Source organism: Actinocrinis puniceicyclus (assembly GCF_018283645.1).
GTDB lineage: Bacteria > Actinomycetota > Actinomycetes > Streptomycetales > Catenulisporaceae > Actinocrinis > Actinocrinis puniceicyclus.
The window spans coordinates 1-19,805 of record NZ_JAGSXH010000015.1; the positions used below are offsets into that span (position 1 = coordinate 1).

At 68.7% G+C, this 19,805-nt stretch carries 15 protein-coding genes, 1 tRNA gene, 1 other RNA gene and 1 pseudogene; 13 read left to right on the top strand and 5 right to left on the bottom strand.

The window, feature by feature from the left end:
* Positions 1 to 124 precede the first annotated feature (124 nt).
* Together KGA66_RS06690 and KGA66_RS06695 are read right to left on the bottom strand one after the other, a co-directional pair.
* Positions 125 to 1,279 carry a hypothetical protein gene (locus KGA66_RS06690; protein WP_211465711.1) on the bottom strand — a complete coding sequence of 385 codons (1,155 nt, stop codon included), beginning with the start codon at positions 1,277 to 1,279 and terminating at the stop codon, positions 125 to 127.
* A 32-nt stretch (positions 1,280 to 1,311) separates the two neighbouring features.
* Positions 1,312 to 1,863, bottom strand: coding sequence for a DUF4365 domain-containing protein (locus KGA66_RS06695; protein ID WP_211465713.1), 552 nt, complete (start codon positions 1,861 to 1,863; stop codon positions 1,312 to 1,314).
* A 768-nt stretch (positions 1,864 to 2,631) separates the two neighbouring features.
* Here KGA66_RS06695 and KGA66_RS06700 point away from each other — a divergent pair.
* A complete protein-coding gene (locus tag KGA66_RS06700) occupies positions 2,632 to 3,942 on the top strand; it encodes an ISAs1 family transposase (protein ID WP_211465715.1) in 1,311 nt (436 codons plus the stop codon).
* A gap of 158 nt (positions 3,943 to 4,100) precedes the next feature.
* Here the strand turns inward: KGA66_RS06700 and KGA66_RS06705 are convergent, their stop codons facing one another.
* From KGA66_RS06705 to KGA66_RS06715, 3 genes are all read right to left on the bottom strand, one after another.
* Positions 4,101 to 4,856, bottom strand: a complete 756-nt coding sequence (locus tag KGA66_RS06705; protein ID WP_211465717.1) for a LytR C-terminal domain-containing protein — start codon at positions 4,854 to 4,856, stop codon at positions 4,101 to 4,103.
* A gap of 37 nt (positions 4,857 to 4,893) precedes the next feature.
* Positions 4,894 to 5,187: a type II toxin-antitoxin system VapB family antitoxin gene (locus tag KGA66_RS06710; RefSeq protein ID WP_211465719.1), complete on the bottom strand. Its 294-nt coding sequence runs from the start codon at positions 5,185 to 5,187 to the stop codon at positions 4,894 to 4,896.
* A 441-nt stretch (positions 5,188 to 5,628) separates the two neighbouring features.
* Positions 5,629 to 5,713, bottom strand: a tRNA-Ser gene (locus KGA66_RS06715).
* Between the two features lie 83 nt (positions 5,714 to 5,796).
* On the opposite strand from KGA66_RS06715, the gene ffs reads away from it, so the two are divergent.
* The 12 genes and pseudogenes from ffs to KGA66_RS06775 all read left to right on the top strand — a co-directional run bounded on the left by ffs (position 5,797) and on the right by KGA66_RS06775 (position 19,643).
* Positions 5,797 to 5,893, top strand: an RNA gene (gene ffs, locus KGA66_RS06720) — signal recognition particle sRNA small type.
* 152 nt (positions 5,894 to 6,045) lie between these two features.
* On the top strand, positions 6,046 to 8,241 hold the full coding sequence (locus KGA66_RS06725) for a DNA polymerase III subunit gamma and tau (RefSeq protein WP_211465721.1): 2,196 nt from the start codon (positions 6,046 to 6,048) through the stop codon (positions 8,239 to 8,241).
* A gap of 179 nt (positions 8,242 to 8,420) precedes the next feature.
* A complete protein-coding gene (locus KGA66_RS06730) occupies positions 8,421 to 8,747 on the top strand; it encodes a YbaB/EbfC family nucleoid-associated protein (RefSeq protein ID WP_211465851.1) in 327 nt (108 codons plus the stop codon).
* Between the two features lie 151 nt (positions 8,748 to 8,898).
* Positions 8,899 to 9,510, top strand: coding sequence for a recombination mediator RecR (recR, locus tag KGA66_RS06735; protein WP_211465853.1), 612 nt, complete (start codon positions 8,899 to 8,901; stop codon positions 9,508 to 9,510).
* A pseudogene (locus tag KGA66_RS06740) lies at positions 9,503 to 10,081 on the top strand (DUF5063 domain-containing protein); the annotation flags it as partial. The gene recR and the pseudogene KGA66_RS06740, both read left to right, overlap by 8 nt.
* Positions 10,082 to 10,257: 176 nt before the next feature.
* Complete coding sequence (locus KGA66_RS06745) at positions 10,258 to 11,523, top strand: aspartate kinase (protein WP_211465725.1); 1,266 nt, start codon at positions 10,258 to 10,260, stop codon at positions 11,521 to 11,523.
* Complete coding sequence (locus KGA66_RS06750; RefSeq protein ID WP_211465733.1) at positions 11,520 to 12,629, top strand: aspartate-semialdehyde dehydrogenase; 1,110 nt, start codon at positions 11,520 to 11,522, stop codon at positions 12,627 to 12,629. Before KGA66_RS06745 ends, KGA66_RS06750 begins: the two co-directional genes overlap by 4 nt.
* A 359-nt stretch (positions 12,630 to 12,988) precedes the next feature.
* Positions 12,989 to 13,522 (top strand): SigE family RNA polymerase sigma factor, encoded by a 534-nt coding sequence (locus KGA66_RS06755; RefSeq protein ID WP_211465854.1) that lies wholly within the window; start codon positions 12,989 to 12,991, stop codon positions 13,520 to 13,522.
* Positions 13,519 to 14,877, top strand: coding sequence for a hypothetical protein (locus tag KGA66_RS06760; RefSeq protein WP_211465735.1), 1,359 nt, complete (start codon positions 13,519 to 13,521; stop codon positions 14,875 to 14,877). The genes KGA66_RS06755 and KGA66_RS06760 overlap by 4 nt, the downstream gene beginning before the upstream one ends.
* Positions 14,878 to 15,032: 155 nt before the next feature.
* On the top strand, positions 15,033 to 16,409 hold the full coding sequence (locus KGA66_RS06765) for a glycoside hydrolase family 125 protein (protein ID WP_211465737.1): 1,377 nt from the start codon (positions 15,033 to 15,035) through the stop codon (positions 16,407 to 16,409).
* A gap of 145 nt (positions 16,410 to 16,554) precedes the next feature.
* Positions 16,555 to 17,124 (top strand): hypothetical protein, encoded by a 570-nt coding sequence (locus KGA66_RS06770; RefSeq protein WP_211465739.1) that lies wholly within the window; start codon positions 16,555 to 16,557, stop codon positions 17,122 to 17,124.
* A 254-nt stretch (positions 17,125 to 17,378) separates the two neighbouring features.
* Positions 17,379 to 19,643: a cellulose binding domain-containing protein gene (locus KGA66_RS06775; protein ID WP_211465742.1), complete on the top strand. Its 2,265-nt coding sequence runs from the start codon at positions 17,379 to 17,381 to the stop codon at positions 19,641 to 19,643.
* The last annotated feature ends 162 nt before the right edge of the window (positions 19,644 to 19,805 follow it).

Here is a 19,805-nt window from a genome sequence, read left to right on the forward strand (position 1 = left end):
CTGCCCGCCCCCTGCCCGCCGTGTCGTTGTCCGGCGTGAGCGTGCCCCGCTGCGGGTGCGCGCAGTGGTCACGCAGGCGGTGACCAAACGTCTGGGCGCTCGCAGTATGGCGTTCTAAAACACCTTAATCGTCAATCCCTGGGATTACATGAAAATAGGCAAGATTATGCAATGACAGATGGTTTCCGCGAGCCACAAGGTCTCCCTCGGCGGTTACCTGAAGCCCCTCTTTATGTGCGCGAACTGCCTCGTTATAGTCAGTTTCGAAAAGCTCTACTTGGAAACGCCTAGTTGAGTCGGTGTAATCATCTGTTCCCTGGATAACTGCTTTCCCAGGCCCGCTGTTGCTGTTTCTCGAAAGACGTACAACCAAGCCGATGATTGTGACAGCTGATCGCGGCTGTTTCGTACGTAAGAATTCGGCGGCCTCAGCGAATAGGCGCTGCTGTCCAGGTGTGATGGAAAGAAGCCTCGATTCATGAGATCCACCGATCAGAGGCGACTTGGCAATACGCATCTGATACAGGCTACGCTCAGATCCGCCGAGCGCAGCTAGGGCTGCAAGTTCGGTTGCGTTGGGCGCTACCGATGATGTCTTGCCAAAGGCGCTAATAGGTGCAGAGCCAGCATTTACTTCATCTGCTAGAGCTTGTGCAGCTGACGCTGCCGCAATGACTCGGTTAGTAACGCGTCGACCGAACGGATCTGCGGTGGGCATATCTGAGCGGCGAATGAGAGCATTTTCGTCGTCGCCTGGCGAGGACAGATCTTCGTCGAAAACATCAAAGAGTGGCAGTGAAAGACTTAGAATAAAGCTACCGGACAGCGTCGAAAAGCGCGCCTGTTTTGCATAAGCTTCGGCACGTGCAGGTCTATGTAGTGGAAGTACTAGCGTGTTTACTTCTAGTGCAGCAGTCGAAGCGATCAGGAGTGAATGCAGTGCATCAATTGCGGCACGTGCGAGCTCCAGTGGTGCCTCGCCCGGCGGTGCGTCCGGTGTTAGCCGCACCGCTACCGTATCGGCGCCTCCATAGTTCATGTCCCCGATAATCTCATCTGGCAGACGACGTTCCACAAAGGAAAGAGCATTTAGCGCAGCCTGAATCCGATCTGCAAAATCCAGATAATCTTGTCGCGCTGGAAGCACAACTCGGATATCCTCGGATGTGCTATCACGCAGCAGGTATTGCCACAACGAGCTTCTGTCGTCTTCGTCGACGCGCTGCCAACCAGACAGGCGCAGGTATTCTGCGAAGGCGTCGATGGTGGGCAGCGGCATAGCTCTATCACCGCGCGTCGCCGTCAATGGAGTCACGCCTCCCCCCACGGGTCATACGCCGGCACTGGAGTACTCGTCCGGACTCCGAACGTGTGGATCATCTCCCGAAGTCCATCCGGGTCTAGGGTGCTGCTGGCGGGCAGGGTCACGGCCTGACTCGTCAGATTCGACGAAGCTGCAGATCCCTCAAGAGATGCCCATCGTCCATGGCCAACAAGTAGCGTTCCCTCGCGGTGAAGTCTGACACGCTGTCCGCTCGGTGCAACCTCGATTACAGCGAGGATCCGCCGGATAGAATGATCATCTCTGCGCAGGACCTCGTACGTCGCCATGTCAAGATCGTAAGAGAAGTCGCCGTTGTCGAGCCGGCGCAGCTTGTCAGTAGTCTTGACCTGCACCTTCACTGTTGGGTTGTACGTCCCGTTGAACTCACCTCGAATGGTGAGTTCGACGTCGGCCTTCTCAAGATCGAGTGTATGAGGTCTGCCATGCAGGATGTCGCATCCTGCCGCGACGGCTTCTAGCCACATCTCGCCGAAGTCCCCTTGGAGCGGGTTCTGCGCAGCGCCACCCCTGCCACTCATGACGACCCAGGATGCCGTCTACGCAGGAGCCTGTAAATTTGATCATTGCTGAGGGTTTCGACTTAACTACGACGCGCGATGGATCTGCTCCCAGTCTCGCGACATCCTACCGGCATTGTCAGCGCCTGAATGGTTTTGACATGTCGCCTTGGCTGACCGTCTCAATTTCCGTCTCAGTTCGCCCCCGTCCGCCATGCTGCGGGAGCTGCCCGAGCCGCACCGCTGACAACCCTGTTGCAGGTCAAGCCGCCCACGCCAATCGCCGAACGGCCGTGCGGCGACCTCGAAAGCGTTTGTGGTGCAAGCCACCCGGGGTTCAAATCCCCGCGTCACCGCAGGTGAAGGGCGGTAGCCGAGCAAACGGCCGCCGCCCTTCGGCATTCCCTTCCCGCTTCCCGTATTCGCTGGTGCCGCGTGCCGACTGTCGCGCCAGCCGGGCGGCAGGGCAGGGCTTGGCGCAAAGTCGTCTCTGCTGGTCGTGGCGTGTTTCTTGGATCTCGAAGGTCTGTGGTGTCGCAGTGGGCTGCGCTCGGAGCCGGTACCCGCGTGGGTGGCCGGGCGACGGCTGGTGGTCACCGTCGGTAGCCGGTGGCGGGGCCGTTGATCAGGGTTCTGGGGTGACCGTCGGTAAGCGGGATCGCCTGGTGGTCTGGGGATCTGCCGGGGCGTCACAGGTTGGTCGCAACCGGAACGCGGGGTGGATCAAGCAACGCAAGTCCCTGTAGGACTGTGGTTGCTGAAGACACACGATCCGCCAGGAGACTTGCGTTGTTCGTTTATTCTGGCATGCCCGCCCCTGCCGGGGTGGACCTGGTGCGGGCCGGGGCCGAGCGGTCGGTTGCGGCGCTGGTGGGCTCGGGTCCGGAGGGCGGGGCGGGGTTGCTCGAATACTTCGCCCGGGTTCCCGATCCGCGAAGTCGGCGCGGGATCCGCCACCGGCTGGCGAGCGTGCTGGGCCTGTGTCAGGGCGCGGTGTTGGCCGGGTGCGTGTCGCTGGAGGAGATCATCGACTGGATCAGCCACGCTGACCAGGAGGTTTTGAGCGCGATGGGCGTTTGGCGCGCCGCGTCGGGGTTGTGCGTGGCGCCGCATCCGGACACCGTGGAACGGCTGCTTGCCGCCCTGGACGCGCAGCAGCTGGCCGATGTGGCCGGTGCCGTGTCGGCCGAGGGGGCCGGTCTCGGCGCGGTGGCGTACCCGGTGGCCGGCCCGGTGCTCCAGGACGCGATCGCGGCCGACGGCAAGGCGGTGCGCGGCGCGGTCGGGGCGGACGGGATGATTCCGTATCTGCTGGCCGCCGCGACGCACGGCGAGTCGGTGGTGATCGCCGAGCGGCTGATCGGGCCCAAGACGAACGAGGTGCCGGAACTGCTGCCGCTGCTGCGCGACCTGAACACCCGGGTGCCGCTGGCCGGCCGGGTGATCACCGTGGACGCGGGATTGACGGCCCGCTCGATCGCGCAGGGCATCGCGGGCGAGCTCGGCGCCCACTACGTCATGGCGATCAAGGCGAACTCGAAGAGGCTGTACGCCGAGGTCTGCGCCCTGGACTTCGACACCCGGTCGGTCGACGCGCAGACCGGCGACGTCGGGCACGGGCGCCGGGAGAAGCGCACGATCAAGGTGATGGACGCCCCCGAGCACATCAAGGCCCTTTATCCGCACGTGCGCCAGGTGTTCCTGATCGACCGGTACGTCACCCGGAAGGTGCGCAAGCGGCGCAAGAACAGCCGCAAGCACACCACCGTCGTGATCAACAGCTACATCTCCCAGGTCGGGGTCACCTCGATGACCGCGCGCGAAGCAGGACCCGAACAGCTGATGGCGTACGTACGAGGGCATTGGGGCATCGAAAACAAGATCCACTGGGTGCGGGACGTGACGTTCCGTGAGGACGCCTCCCAAGTCCGGACCCGGGCAAGACCCAGGATCATGGCCACGCTACGTAACCTCGCCATCGGACTCATCCGACAATCCGGACATGCGAAGATCGCGGCAACCATCAGAGCCCTCAAACACGACCACGGCCTCCTCCTCCACGTCCTCGGCCTCGGGCCCAGCCCCCAAACCACCACCTGATCAGCACAAACGACTTTGCGCGAAGCCCTGGCGGCAGGGGCCAGGCGGGCGCGTCTGCCGGCCGCGCCGGAACCGCTGACGAGCGCGCGGCGGCGCGCCGCGCGTGAACGGGCGCGGATTGCCGAGCATCGGCCTCTCGTTACTCCGCTGCACACGCCTCAGCCCGCACACGCCCCGGTGGCCTTCGGCTGCGCGGCTGTCGCGGCCTTGAGGGCTGCCGACACTTGTTCAGGTGTCGCGAGCGTCGTGAACCCGGTACCGAGAACGAGATCGACGGTTCCGTCGGTGCGGTTGTCGGATAGCTCTTGAGAGCCGCCCACCTCGGCCGCGACGACTCGCATCGAGGGCGCACTGGCGACCCCGCCACGAATCTGCGCGGGAATCGCCAGCTTGGCCTTCAACGGGTCATTGGTGACCTTCGCGATGGTGAAGCCGCGCTGCTTCAGCTCTGCGGCGGTCGCGGCAGCGAGCCCGCGCCGGTCGGTCGAGTTGTATACGTTCAACTTGATCTGAGCGGCAGTCGGCAACTGGGTACCGACTTTCCGCGCGGCCGCTGCCGCATTCGACGGCGCGGGACAACCGCTTGCCGCACGAGTCTTCGTCGAAGGACGCATTAGCGATACCACGCCGTAACCACCGGCGGCGAGTAGAAGCGCCGCGACGATGCTTGTGACGATCAGACGGTGTCTGCGCTTCGTGCGATTGCGGAACGGCACGTAATCGTCTCCCGCGCCGACCCGGAACTTCTTCCCCCCGATCTCCTTGCCAGTCCGCTTCGCGGTCGTGTGGCTGAGCGTCACCACGGCCCCGGGGTCGCGCGCGGAAGCGGCGGCTGGATCAGTGGTCGGGGTCGGCGGCCGGGTCTCGGCGGGCTCTTCCTCGGACGAGCTTGGTTGAGAAGGCGTCAGATCCATGTCCTGACGGTACCCGGGCCCTCACCGAGGGTAATCTTCAATCGAGGTCGAGTACGCGCGCATGGAGTACAGTCCGCTGCTGCAACGCGGCCCGGACCGCCCGGTGCAGCCCGTCTTCAAGGAACAGCTCGCCCTGCCACTTCACCACATGCGCGAACAGGTCCCCGTAGAAGGTCGAGTCCTCTGACAACAGGGCGTCGAGATCCAGCTGGCGCCTGGTCGTGACCAGCTGGTCCAGCCGGACCTGCCGTGGCGGGACCTGCGCCCAACCGCGGGACGAACGCCCGTGGTCGGGATACGGTCGTCCGTCCCCAATCCGCTTGAAGATCACCCAAATAGCCTACCGGTTTGCGGCCTCATGCTCCCGGTCGACGGCGCTCTCAGTTCCGCAACGTGTCGCCTGCGCGCCGCCCTGGCGGCCGCTCCCCGCCGCGCGCGGGCCGGCACCGCCTTGCCGGATGCGCGAGGCGAGGCCCGGGACGGATGCTGCACATATATCGCCCTGCCCGCATGGACCGGGCGGCGGTGCAGTTGCGCTGAAGGGTGCTCAAGGATGGTCAAGGATCATCCTCGTCGGCTGAGCCTCGCCCGCAGGAGTTCCCGTGTTGAGCAACGCGACGAACTTCCGTCCAGTCGGGCGGAGCACGGGCGGCACCCGGCAGCGGCCGGGTTTTGGAGTCGGGATGAGCCCCGCGATCATCGTGCCTCGACTGGCCGAGATGCAAAGGAGCCCCCGACCATGCCTTGCTCTGGTCAGAGGCTCCTATCGCGGCGGAGGATACGAGATTTGAACTCGTGAGGGGTTGCCCCCAACACGCTTTCCAAGCGTGCGCCCTAGGCCACTAGGCGAATCCTCCGCGGGCAAGCTTACCGGACAGGTGTGGGTGCTCCGCACCTCGATTCGCGGAACAGCCGTCGCTCCGGATGGGCTATCCTTTTCGCGGACCCCTCGTGTGGCGTCACCCCGCTGAACCCCCCCAGGGCCGGAAGGCAGCAAGGGTAGGCAGGCTCTGGCGGGTGCGCGAGGGGTCTTCGCCTGCCCGCTTCGATGCGCGCCGCTGCTCGCGGGCAGCAGGCGGCGCACGCCCCCATGGCCGCGGTGCGCGTGAGAGCGACGTGCCGACGGGGTTATCCACAGGCTGGCGCAAGGCGGCGGTTCGTGTGGGTGGGACCGGCTACGCTCAAAGGCGTGTCACTCGCGCTCTATCGTCGGTACCGGCCCGAGACCTTCGAAGAGGTCATCGGGCAGGAACACGTGACCCAGCCGCTTCAGCGGGCGCTGAGCAACCAGCGGGTGAACCACGCCTACCTGTTCAGCGGGCCGCGCGGCTGTGGGAAAACCACCAGCGCGCGGATCCTGGCCCGCTGCCTGAACTGCGATCAGGGGCCGACGCCGACGCCGTGCGGGACCTGCAAGTCGTGTACGGACCTGGCGCGCGGCGGCCCCGGCTCGATCGACGTCATCGAAATCGACGCCGCCTCGCACGGCGGCGTGGACGATGCCCGTGACCTGCGCGAGCGGGCGTTCTTCGCCCCGGTCTCCGCCCGATACAAGATCTACATCCTGGACGAGGCGCACATGGTCTCCCCGGCCGGGTTCAACGCGCTGCTCAAAGTGGTCGAGGAGCCGCCGCCGCATCTGAAGTTCATCTTCGCCACCACCGAGCCGGAGAAGGTCATCGGGACCATCCGCTCGCGAACCCACCATTACCCGTTCCGCCTGGTGCCGCCCGGAGTCCTGCGCGACTACCTCGCTGAGGTCTGCGAGCGCGAGTCCGTCCCGGTGGATCCGGATGTGCTTCCGCTGGTCGTGCGCGCCGGCGCCGGCTCCGTGCGTGACTCGATGTCCGTACTCGACCAGCTCCTGGCCGGCGCGGGAGAGGACGGAGTCACCTACCGCATGGCGGTCGGACTGCTCGGGTACACCGACGCGGCGCTGCTGGACGAGGCGGTGACCGCCTTCGCGGCGCGTGACGGAGCGGCCGCGTTCCAGGCCGTGGACCACGTCGTCGAGGGCGGGCACGATCCGCGCCGGTTCCTGGCCGACCTGCTGGAACGGCTACGGGACCTGGTGATCCTGGCCGCGGTGCCGGACGCCGCGGACAAGGGGTTGATCTCGGCGCCCGGGGACCAGTTGGCGCGGATGCGTGAACAGGCGGCAGCCTTCGGCCCCGCCGAGCTGTCCCGCGCCGCCGACCTGGTCAACGCGGGGCTGTTGGAGATGCGTGGGGCCACCGCCGCGCGGCTGCTGCTGGAGCTGGTCTGCGCCCGCGTGCTGCTGCCGAGCGCGGACGACTCGGTACGCGGAGTCGCCGCCCGGCTCGACCGGCTGGAACGCGGGGCCACTCTCAGCGGGTTCAACGACGTCTCGGCTGTCGTTGCGCAGCGGGGTGGCATGCCGGCCGATCGGCCGCGGACCGCGGAACCGCAGGGCCCGTCGATGCCCGCGGTACCTCCGGCGATGGCTGCTGGCGCGGTTGACCTCGGGACCGGAAACACCGCGACCGCAGGCCAAGCACACGCATATGACGCTCCCGTAGGCCAACCGCAGCAGGCCGCGGTCACGCAGGAGGCGACGCTCACCCCGCCCTGGCGGAAGAACGGCATGGCTGCGGCTGCGGCTACAGCTGCCGCGGGGGAGGGCGACGGGCCATCGCAGGCAGAAACATCGCGCGGCGCACCGCAGCAGGGTACGGCGTCCCGGGGAGTGATGACGCAGAACCCTGTGTCAGGGCAGACAAGGCCGGCAACCGGGGCACGACCGCAGTCGAGCGCCGGCTTGACCGAGGCGGCATCCGTGCGTCAGCTCTGGCCGCAGGTCCTGGAAGCAGTGGCGAGGCGCAGCAAAGTCGCCTGGGTGATGCTGCAAAGCGTGCACGTGGTCGGGGTCGAGGGCAGGTTGCTCCAGCTCGGTTTCAGCAATCCCGGATTGCGCGACAACTTCCACGGCTCCAACCGCGAGGAGACTCTGCGCGAAGCGCTGCGTGAGCTCACCGGCATCGAATGGAAGATCGACGCACTGGTGGATCCGTCGGCCGGAACCAGCATGGCTGGTGCTGGTGCTGGTGCTGGTGCTGGTGTCGGTCCGCTGCCTAGCGCCGCACTTCCGCCGGCCGCCGTTCCGCAGGCCTCTGCACCGGTTAGTGCGGGCCAGCAGGCGACACCGCCGGGCCGAGCCCCCGGGCCCGGTGCTGACCAGAGCGCGCCGAACGTCGCCGCGTTCGCCGCGGCGCCCCCGCCGTTCGCCCAACCCGCCACCGCACCGGAGGACGACGAGCCGGGACCCGATGACGAGGACGTGGATGATGCCGGTCCGACCGCGCGGGACCTGCTGATGCGCGAACTGGGCGCGACCGTGCTCGAAGAGAGGTCCGACGCGGACTGAACCGTGCCGAGCGCTCCCCAAGCGGCCGCGCGCCGGCGCGCGGCTCTTCGCGAATCGGGCAGCGCGTGGGCTCCTTCCAGAGCTCGGAGAGCATAGGCTCGTCCCGATAGCGAAGACCGCCGTCGCCTCGACAACCTCAAGCCGACAAGGAGTCCAAGGTGTTTCCGGACGGGTTCGACATGGGATCGCTCCTCCAACAGGCGCAGCAGATGCAGCAGCAGATGGAGGAGGCACAGCGCGCGCTCAGCGAGCAGAAGGTGAGCGGCGCCGCCGGCGGCGGCCTGGTCACCGCCACCGTGACCGGCCTCGGTGAACTTGTCGACCTGAAGATCTCCCCGGAGGCGGCCGACCCGCAGGACACCGAGACGCTCGCCGACCTGGTGATCGCCGCGGTGCACGCCGCGAACGAAGAGGCCGAACGGCTGCAGAAGGAGAAGCTCGGCCCGCTCGGCGCCCTCGGTTCCGGCGGTCTGGGCGGCCTCGGCGGCGGCCTGCCGGGGTTCTGATCGCTCGGCGCGTGGTAAGCACAGGTGGGACGCGGAGCCCGGAATGGATCGGACATGGCTGAGGGATGAGTAAGACGAGGACGGCGGAGACGCAGCCGGCCGCGCTGAGCGCGACGTGGGCCGCGATGCGGCGCGGGGGGCGGTGCTCGCCGTGTACGAAGGCGTCGTCCAGGATCTGATCGACGAGCTCGGCCGCCTGCCGAACATCGGGCCGAAGAGCGCGCAACGTATCGCCTTCCACCTGTTGCAAGCAGATCCGGTGGACGTGCGCCGGTTGGCCGACGTGCTGGTGCGGGTCAAGGAGACGGTGCGTTTCTGCGAGCTCTGCGGCAACGTCGCCTCTGCCGCGCGCTGCCGCGTCTGCCTCGACCCGCGCCGCGACCCGACCGTGCTGTGCGTGGTCGAAGAATCCAAGGACGTGGTCGCCATCGAGCGCACCCGCGAATTCCGCGGCCGTTACCACGTGCTCGGCGGGGCGATCTCGCCGATCGACGGCGTCGGCCCGGACGACCTTCGCATCCGGGAACTGATGACACGCCTCGCGGACGGCAGCGTGACGGAACTGATCCTGGCCACCGACCCCAACCTGGAGGGCGAGGCCACCGCGACCTATCTCGCCCGCCTGGTCAAGCCTCTCACCGCGGACGGCGCGCTGCGCATCACCCGGCTCGCCTCGGGCCTGCCCGTCGGGGGCGACCTGGAATACGCCGACGAGGTCACCCTCGGCCGGGCCTTCGAAGGGAGAAGATCACTTGATGTCTGACCGCTCGCTCTCCACCGCCGACGCCGCGGCGCCGGCCGATCAGCCGCCCGCCGTGCTCGACAGCGCGGCGGAACTGGCCGAGTTCGCCGACCAGATCTCGGACCAGATCGAGTCCTTCCTGGTGGTGGTGCGGGCCGTGGCCCGCGGCGACGCGACCGACTCGGCGGTCCCGATGCTGCTGCTCGAGGTCTCCCAGTTGCTGCTGGCCGGCGGCCGGCTCGGCGCGGTGCACGACGTGGTACCGGAGGAACGCTTCGAGGAGGACCCGGGCCCCGACCCCGACCTGGACGAGTTGCGCGAGAAGCTGGCCGCCCTGCTCGAACCCTGCGACAACTACCGTGAGGTGTTCGACCCGCTGGCTTCGCAGCCGGAACTGGAGACAAGGCGGATCTCCGACGACATCGCCACGGCCGTCGCCGACCTCGCGCACGGCCTGGCCCATTACCGCGCCGGCCGCACCCTGGAAGCACTGTGGTGGTGGCAGTTCTCCTACCTCACGGATTGGGGACCCGCCGCCTCGGCCGCGGTGCGCGCGCTGCAGTCGATCGTGGCCCGCTCCCGTCTTCAGGAGTGAACGCCGCAGAAATCACGGCCGCAGCGGCCCTTCGCCGCAGAATTCGAGACGCCGTCTCGGGATGTGAATAGCGGCAGGATGCCGCGGCCTGCTCGGTAAACTGGGCGTCGATCCATGCCAACGCGCTGGTTCGTCTCTCGTCCGACGCCAACTCTCAAGTCAGGAGCGCTAACGTGGGCCTGGTCGTGCAGAAGTACGGTGGCTCCTCCGTCGCCGACGCCGACTGCATCAAACGGGTCGCCAAGCGCATCGTCGACACCAAACGCGCCGGAAACGAGGTCGTGGTCGTCGTCTCCGCGATGGGCGACACCACCGACGAACTGATCGACCTGGCCCAGCAGGTCTCTCCGCTGCCCGAGGGCCGCGAGTTGGACATGCTGCTGACCGCCGGAGAACGGATCTCCATGGCCCTGCTCGCCATGGCCATAGGCACCCTCGGCTACGAGGCGCGTTCCTTCACCGGCAGCCAGGCCGGGGTGATCACCGACCGGGTGCACAACAAGGCCCGCATCATCGACGTGACTCCGGGCCGTATCCGCACCGCCCTCGACGAGGGCGCGATCGCCATCGTGGCCGGCTTCCAGGGCGTGTCCCAGGACACGAAGGACATCACCACCCTCGGCCGCGGTGGATCGGACACCACCGCGGTGGCCCTCGCCGCCGCCCTCGAAGCCGGGGTCTGCGAGATCTACACGGACGTGGACGGCGTCTACACCGCCGACCCGCGGCTCGTGCCCACCGCGCGCAAGCAGAACAACGTGCGGTATGAGGAGATGCTCGAACTGGCCGCCAGCGGCGCGAAGATCCTGCACCTGCGCTGCGTCGAGTACGCTCGCCGGTTCGACGTACCCATCCACGTGCGCTCCTCCTTCTCAGCTCTGGAGGGCACCTGGATCCGCAACAGCCTGGAAGGGGCCGAGATGGAGCAGGCGATCATCGCCGGAGTCGCGCACGACACCACCGAGGCGAAGGTCACCGTGGTGGGCGTCCCGGACAAGCCGGGCGAGGCCGCCCGGATCTTCCGGGCGGTGGCCGACGCGGAGATCAACATCGACATGGTGGTGCAGAACGTCTCCGCCGCCGCGACCGGCCTGACCGACATCTCCTTCACACTGCCCAAGAACGACGGCGCCAAGGCGGTCGCGGCGCTGTCCAAGGTCAAGCCGCTGATCGGCTTCGACTCGCTGGCCTATGACGACCAGATCGCCAAGGTCTCGCTGATCGGTGCCGGAATGAAGAGCCACCCGGGGGTCACGGCGGTGTTCTTCGAGGCGCTTTCCGAGGCCGGAGTCAACGCGGAGATGATCTCCACCAGTGAGATCCGCATCTCGGTGGTCTGCCGGGCCGACGCGGTCAAGCCGGCGGTTCAGGCCATCCACACCGCCTTCGACCTCGACGCGGACGGCGAGGCCGTGGTCTACGGAGGGACCGGACGATGAGCGCGGCGAACACCTCCGGTGCCTCCGGCGCGGGACGCAACCCCTATGCCGCCAAGCTGCCGACCCTCGCGGTGGTCGGTGCGACCGGCGCGGTCGGCACGGTCATGCTCGACCTGCTGTCCACCCGCGAGAACGTGTGGGGCGAGATCCGGTTGATCGCCTCGGCGCGTTCCGCCGGCAAGCGGCTCACCGTGCGCGGCGAGCAGGTCGAGGTCGTGGCACTGAGCGAGGACGCCTTCGACGGCGTCGACGTCGCCATGTTCGACGTACCCGACGAGGTCTCGGCCGAATGGGGACCGATCGCGGCGGCCAAGGGCGTCGTGGTGGTCGACAACTCCGGGGCGTTCCGGATGGACCCCGAGGTGCCGCTGGTGGTGCCCGAGGTCAACCCGGGCCAGGTGCGCAACCGGCCCAAGGGCATCATCTCGAACCCGAACTGCACGACCCTGTCGATGATCGTCGCGATGGGTGCGCTGCACGCCGAATTCGGCCTCACCTCCCTGATCGTCGCCTCATACCAGGCGGCCTCCGGCGCCGGGCAGGCCGGCATCGACACCCTGCGCGGGCAGCTCGCCAAGGTGGCCGGCTCGCCGACGCTCGGCTCGCAGCCCGGCGACCTGCGCAGGTCGGTCGGCGACCTCGGCCCGTTTCCCGCTCCGCTGGCGCTGAACGTGGTGCCGTGGGCCGGCTCGCTCAAGGACGGCGGCTGGTCCTCGGAGGAGTTGAAGGTCCGCAACGAGTCGCGCAAGATCCTCGGCCTGCCGAACCTGAAGGTCTCGGCGACCTGCGTGCGCGTCCCGGTGATCACCACACATTCGCTGGCGGTGCACGCCGTCTTCGAGCGTGAGATCGCGGTCGCGCAGGCCCGTGAGGTGCTGCGTGACGCGCCGGGGATCGTGCTGTGCGACGACCCGGCGAACGGCGAGTTCCCGACGCCCAACGACGTGGTCGGCACCGATCCGACCTGGGTCGGCCGGATCCGCTCCAGCCTCGACGATCCGCGCGAGATCGAGCTGTTCGTGTGCGGTGACAACCTGCGCAAGGGCGCGGCTCTGAACACGGCGCAGATCGCCGAACTGGTCGCCCGCGAATTCTCGGCACGCTGACGGCGGTCGACTTCACCCGCGCGGGTGCTTTTCGCCCGGAAGGCACGCGCGGGGGCGATTCGGGATGGGATCCTGCCCCTCGTGAAAACCGACCCCCGGTACCCCGTCCACAGATCCACTCGGATGGGGTACAACGCTGGAGGGGGTTCGAATGTCTAACCGTCGTGATCGCCACCATGACCGACCGGAGCCTAGGCATAGCGGACCGGCGTACGGATGCCGGTCCGCTCTCTGCGCAGCGCCGATCGATCGAGGATGGCATGCCGGAAGCCACGTCCGGTCCGCTCGTGCCTGCCGAGGTGACGTCCGCCGCAAACGCGGCGTCCGACGCGAGCACGGTCGAGCCTGGCAAGGCAGACATGGCGCCGGATGCCGTGGGGGGCGCGGTGGCGACTGACGTCGATGTGACGGCCGATCTGCTGACGGAGACGTATCAGACGCACTACACGTCGCTGCTGCGGTTGGCCGCCCTGCTCCTCGACGATCTGGGGTCCTGCGAGGACGTCGTTCAAGAGGCATTCATCCGGGTGCACGCCGCGCGCGGCCGCGTCAGGGAGCCGGAGAAACTGCTGGCCTACCTGCGCCAGACGGTGGTGAATCTGTCCCGTTCGACCCTGCGGCGGCGGCTGATCGGCCTGCGCCTGCTGCCCAAGCCGCTGCCGGACGCCGCGAGCGCGGAGGAGGGTGCATACGACGCACTGGAGCGTGACGCGCTGATCCAGGCGCTGCGCGGTTTGCAACGCCGCCAACGGGAGGTGCTGGTGCTGCGCTACTACGCGGATCTGACGGAAGCTCAGGTCGCCACAGCGCTCGGAGTGTCGATCGGTTCGGTGAAGGCTTACGGCTCGCGCGGCATCGAGGCGCTGCGCGCCCGCATGGAGGAGCATCGATGAGCAAGGACGGCGTCGTCCCGCCGCAAGGCGGGCCATCACGCCGCCCGGGCGGGGGGCCTGCGAATCATTCGGGGACCGGCAGACCCCTCGGGCCCGCGGCGCGGCGGTACGGAGCGCAGGGCCACGCGGTCCCGCAGCCCCCTGCGCAGTGGTCTGACTCGCCGGACGGGGAAGAGCACGACGCCGGGGGCGCATGGCACGGCCCGGCTCAGACGGCTGGCAGGCCCACGGACGAGTCGGAGCAGGTGCGCTCGGCGCTGCGCGAAGGGCTGCTCTCCGCGGCCGAACTGGATCTGGCCCGGGCGCTGCGGGTCCGGGTGGCCGCGGTCGGGACCGGCGGTCCACCCGAGGGGAGCCTGGTCCGCATCCAGCGCAAGGCGCACGCTCGTCGCCGCAACCGGATGGTGTTGGCCGGCAGTGCCGGGGTGCTCATGCTCGCCATGGCCGTGACCCTGGCCACCGGGGACCGCTTCGACCTGGTGCCGACGCTCACCAGCGCGGTCGGTCTCGGCGGGGATTCCGGGACGCCGGACCGAAGCGGCAGCGGTTCCGGGCAGGCCACGACGGCCGGCGAAAGCGGCCAGACCGTGTGGTCGACCGGCGGTGACGGCGCAGTGGGCCTGGCGATCGGTCCGGAGGCTCCGGTGACGGCGACCCCCTCGGCGGCGGCCGCGGCGAAGGTGCCGATGTGCACCGCGGACTCGCTCAAGACGACCACCACACTGGGCCCGACCGTGAACGGCGTCGAGTACGGGCACGTAGACGCGGTCGCGCAGAGTCCCTGCGTCGTGGTCGGACCCCCGGTGCTCACCGTCGCCAACGCCGCCGGGACCGCCGATTCCTCCGTGGTGATTCTCCGGGAGGACCCGGCTGGCGCCGCGCTGCTGCCGGCCGTGCCGAGTTGGGGCGCGACGATGGTCCTCAACCCGGGGCAGGCGTATCAGTTCCAGTTCGCGTGGGCGTCGAGCGGTTGCCCGCAGGCTTCCGCGTCCCCGACGCCGAGCGCGCGCCCGACCCCCAACTCCACCTACTACCTCGGCTACGCGGTCACGGGCACGACGCCGACGGCCGTGGTGACGCTTACGGCGAGCTGCGGTGCGCGGGTCTATGTGACGGACATCTACGCGCCGGGGGCTTTCCCTCTGCCGAAGGCCCCTGAGCCGCCGCCCGCCACGTCGGCGTCCTCTGCCATGCCGCCGACCAGTCCGGCGCCGCCGCCGAGCACGTCGGTCTCCACGCCGCCGGACACCTCCAGCCCGGCGCCGACCGCTTCCACCGCGGCGCCCAACCCGGGTGCAGGGACCGGCAGCGGCAGCGGCGGGTCCGGCAGCGTGAGCGCCGGGTCACCGAGCTGAACGGGGCGGCCCGGCGAGGGTGTCCGAGGGCGCCCCGCCGTCTTGCGGTCTCACGCGCCATCCGGCGCTTCTCAAACACGGAGCAGCTCTGGACCAGCTGTGGACCAGCTCTCCAGCGGGCGGCGTGACGACGAACCTGTCCCGAGAGGTGCTCGATGGCCGACGCGAACAACGACGATCTCGCCGCCGTCGGCCGTCGCGTGAACGCCGTGGTCCGCAGCGAGCAGGCGACGCTCATCGTCGCCCGCTTCTTCGCCGAGCTTCAGGGCCGCGCCGCCCGGCACCTCGCGGACGGCACCGTGTTCCTGGTCACCGGCGACATCCCGGCGATGTGGCTGCGCGACTCTGCGGCGCAACTCATGCCGCTGCTGCGGGTGGGCGGCGGCCCGCAGGCCGAGCAGTTCGCGGTCGCCGTGCTGCGCCGCCAGCTGGAGTACATCCGGCTGGACCCCTACGCCAACGCCTTCAACCCGCGGCCGAACGGCGCCGGGCATCACAGGGACCTGACGGAGCCGTCCTGTCCTCGACACCGCGCGTGGGTGTGGGAGCGCAAATACGAGGTCGACTCGCTCTGCTATCCGCTGCTGGTGGCTTACCGGATCTGGCGGCGTTACGGACGCGCCGACATCTTCGACCCGCGGTTCTGGGGCGCGGTCGAGCGCATCCTGCACACCTGGGAAACGGAACAGGATCACGAGCGCCTTTCGGCGTACCGGTTCCGCCGACCGCGCGTCCCTGTGCCGGGCGCGCGGTCAGGCGCGTTGCCGAGTGTGTTCGCCGGGCTGCTGCCCGGAGTCCTGGGTGGACCACTCGCCCGCGGCGGCCGCGGGCCCGAGGTGGCGGTCACCGGCATGACCTGGAGCGGTTTCCGTCCGAGTGACGATCCCGTGCGTTACGGCTACAACGTGCCGGGCAACCTGTTCGCCTCCGCGGTACTCGGGCGCCTCGCCGAGATCGCCGTGGCCGTCCGCCCGCCGCGGGCGGCCGAACTGCTCACCCGGATCCGGCGGTTGCGCGGCGCGATCGACACGGGTGTCGCCCGCTACGCACTCGTAGACGATCCGCGCACCGGGCAGCGCTGGGCCTACGAGGTCGACGGACGCGGCGGCGCTCTGGAAATGGACGACGCGAATCTCCCGAGCCTGCTCGCGCTGCCCCTGCTCGGCTGCTGCCGGCCCGACGATCCGGTTTACACGGCCACCCGGGAGTTCGTCCTGAGCGAGCGCAATCCGTACTACTTTCGAGGGCCGGCGGCCCGCGGCGTCGGCAGCCCGCACACCCCGCGCCGACACGTCTGGCCGCTCGCCATCGCGGCCGCCGCGCTCACCAGCACCGATCCCGCAGACCGGCGCGCCGCGATCGACACTCTGCTGAACACCCACGCGGGCACGACCCGCATCCACGAGTCCTTCCACGCCGACCGGCCCGCGACGTGGACCCGGGCGTGGTTCTCCTGGGCGGAGGCGATGTTCTGTGAGCTGGTACTCGACCACTGCGGTTACCGGCACTCGGACGCGCCCTCATCCGGCTGACCTTACGTGCCGTGGTCCGGCCCGGCCCGGCCTGGCCGCAGCGCTCGGCGCATTCGGCGCTGCGCGGACGTCGCTGCGGTGCATCTTCGGCGTGATCGTGCCGAAGCCGGGCGGGTCGGCGCGCGGCGCGTGGTCTACTGCCACCGTGGACCTGGCGGTGCAAGTCTTCATCGACCGCGAAGACGGCCGACGCGACCTGTTCGATCCGCCCACCGAGGCGGCGGGATCGGCCGGCTTCGACTCGTGGCGTGAGACCGTGTGGGGTTCCCCGCGAGCGCGCAGCCTCGGTGCGCGGCTGTTGCCGCGGCTCGCCGAAGCGGATCTACTCGTCGAACCAGCGCGACTGCATGACCTGCTGGAGGAGTGCGCGCTCTTGCGCGACCGGCTGGAGACGCTCATCCCCGGTATGGACGCTCTCGATCCGCACGCGCCCGGATACTACGTCAACACGGGCTCGCACGTCCGGATCGAATCCGCGGAAGCGGTGGCTCATTTCCGTCACACCGTGGCGCAGCGGCTTGCGAACATCGAGTCCGCAGCGATGTATGCGCTGGTCGTCGGCGGAGGCGTCGCGATCTCCACTGCGGCTCGCGCGGCTGAGCCGGCCCCGGACGCTCCGGTTGAGCCGACGGTGCCCTCGCCATGCGCGCCGTGTGCGTGCGCACCGGGTAGTTGCGCCGATCCTCAACCTGACGCGGACGACACAGAGCCCTGACGAACTGCGGCCCGCGTGGAGTGTGCGGGCAGGCCGCTGCGCGACGCGCTTGCGGCCCTCCTGCGCGGTCTGCCACGCACGCGGACGGCGTGCGCGATCAAGCGAAACTTTCCGGGGGGCGACGGGCCTGCGCTGCGCGTTGATCTCGGCGGTCGCCTTCGTGTTGACTCCCGGCTGCGATGCGATCGATCCTCCCATTTCGGACGGGGCACCCCGGCAAGAGCCAGACATCCGATGAGCGGAGAGATCATTCGATGATCACATCAGGAGCGTCAACCGCGCGGGCGAGAACGCGCGCCCGCAGCGCACCGGAGGGTCGCGGCGCGACCCGCGCGCGCCGCTGGGCTCCGGCGGCGGCGCTCGTTCCGGCGGCCGCCGCGCTTGCGGCCGCGGCCGCGCTGGCGGCTCCGGCGGCGACGGCACAGGCCGCCGTGACGCCGAACTCCACCCCGAGCGCCGTGACCGTCAACGTCGACGCGGGCCAGTCGCTCGGCACCGTGCCCGCGACGGCGATCGGCACGAACGGATCCGTGTACGACGCGGATCTGACCGACGCGGCGGTACCGGGGCTACTCAAGAACGCCGGCGTCGGGCTGGTCCGCTTCCCGGGCGGCACCGAGTCGGACGAGTACAACTGGAAGAACAACACCGACGTGATCTCCGGTGTGGCCCAGGCCGTGAACTTCGACCAGTACGCCGCGATGTTGAGCCAGGCCGGCGCGCAGGGCATGATCACGGTCAACTACGGTACCGGTGACGCGGTCGGTGCATCGCAGAGCCCTGTCGAGACCGGCGCACAGGTGGCCGCCGACTGGGTGCGCTACGCCAATGTCACGCACCACTACGGCATCAAGTACTGGGAGATCGGCAACGAGATCTACGGCAACGGCACCTACGGCGGCACCGGCTGGGAACCGGACCGGCACTGCTCCTCAAGCAGCAGCCCGACCAACTGCGGGCCGGCCGTCTACGCGCAGAACGTCAAGGCGTATATCAGTGCCATGAAGGCGGTCGACCCCGGCATCGTGATCGGCGTGGTGCTGACCGCCCCGGGCAACTGGCCCGACGGGGTGACCAACAGCGCGAGCCCGCAGCCGTGGAACCAGACCGTGCTTTCGGCGCTGGGCAACCAGATCGGCTTCGCGGACGTGCACTGGTATCCGCAGAACCCGAGCACCATCACCCCGCCCGGACCGACCGACGCCGGCCTGCTCGGCGCCAGCGCCCAGATCCCGACCATGGTCTCCGGACTGCGTTCGCTGCTGAGCCAGTACAGCGGCAGCGCGAACGTGCCGATCATGATCACCGAGACGAACTCGGTGTCGTCGAATCCCGGTAAGCAGACCCTCAGCGTGGTCAACGCGCTCTACCTGGAGCAGGACTACCTCGGCTGGCTGCGCAGCGGCGTCTCCAGCGTCGACTGGTGGCAGATCCACAACGGCATCGTCACCACGGGCGACAACGGCTCCTCGCTCTACGGCACCGCGACCTACGGCGACTACGGCGTGCTGTCGGACGCCAGTTGTGCGACGATCAACGGCGCGCAGGTATGCGAACCGGCTGCCGACACCCCGTTCCCCGCCTACTACGGGATGAAGTTGCTCGGCCAGTTCATCCACCCCGGCGACACGCTGGTGTCCGCGTCCTCCAGCCAGTCGCTGGTCCAGTCGTACGCGGTCAAGGCCGCCGACGGTTCGCTACGCGTGATGCTGGTCAACGACGACCCCGCTAACAGCTACCAGGTCCTGCTCGGCTACAGCGGCTTCTCACCGGCCTCCGGCGCGCCGAGCGTGTCCACGCTCGCGCCGCCCGGAAACTCGATCGGCACGGCGGCGACGGGCAGTGCGACCTCGCAGGTCATCGCGCCGTACACGGCGAGCGTCGTCACTCTGCAACCCGGTGGCACGGCCGCCGCGCCGACGACTCCCGGCACGCCCGTCGCTTCCGCCGTCACCTCCACCTCGGTGAACCTGAGCTGGACCGCCTCCACGAGCAGCCTCGGCATCGCCGGTTACCAAGTGGTCAGCGTGAACGGCGGAACGCAGAGCGTGGTCGCGTCGCCGAGCACCAACTCCGCGACCATCAGCGGTCTGACCCCCTCGACCGCTTACACCTTCGCCGTCTATGCGACGGACACCGCGGGGACCAAGTCCGCGCGTTCCGGCACGGTCACCGTGACCACCGGCGCGTCGTCGTCGTCCGGTGGATGTAAGGTCACCTACACGCCGAACGCGTGGACCGGCGGCTTCACCGCGAACATCATCCTGGCGAACACCGGCAGCGCGGCCTGGACCGGCTGGAATGTCACCTGGGCCTGGCCGGGCGACCAGAAGATCACCAACGCCTGGAACGCCCAGGTCACCCAGAACGGCAGCAGCGTCACCGCGACGAACGTCAGCTACAACGGCAGCGTGCCGGCGGGCGGCTCGACCTCGTTCGGCTTCCAGGGCACATGGAACAGCAGCAACGCCTCCCCGACCGCGTTCAGCGTGAACGGGAACGCGTGCACCGTGGGCTGATATAAGAGGTTTCGCTCAGATGCCGTGCCCGGGGCCGATGCGCACAGCGCGGCCCCGGGCCCGACCCGGGAGCCGGTTGCCGGGCAGCCGAGCGCCCCCGGCGCTGGACGGCACCACGCCCCGCTAATGAGTACCCTGCTACGATCGACCGGTTGCTGTGAG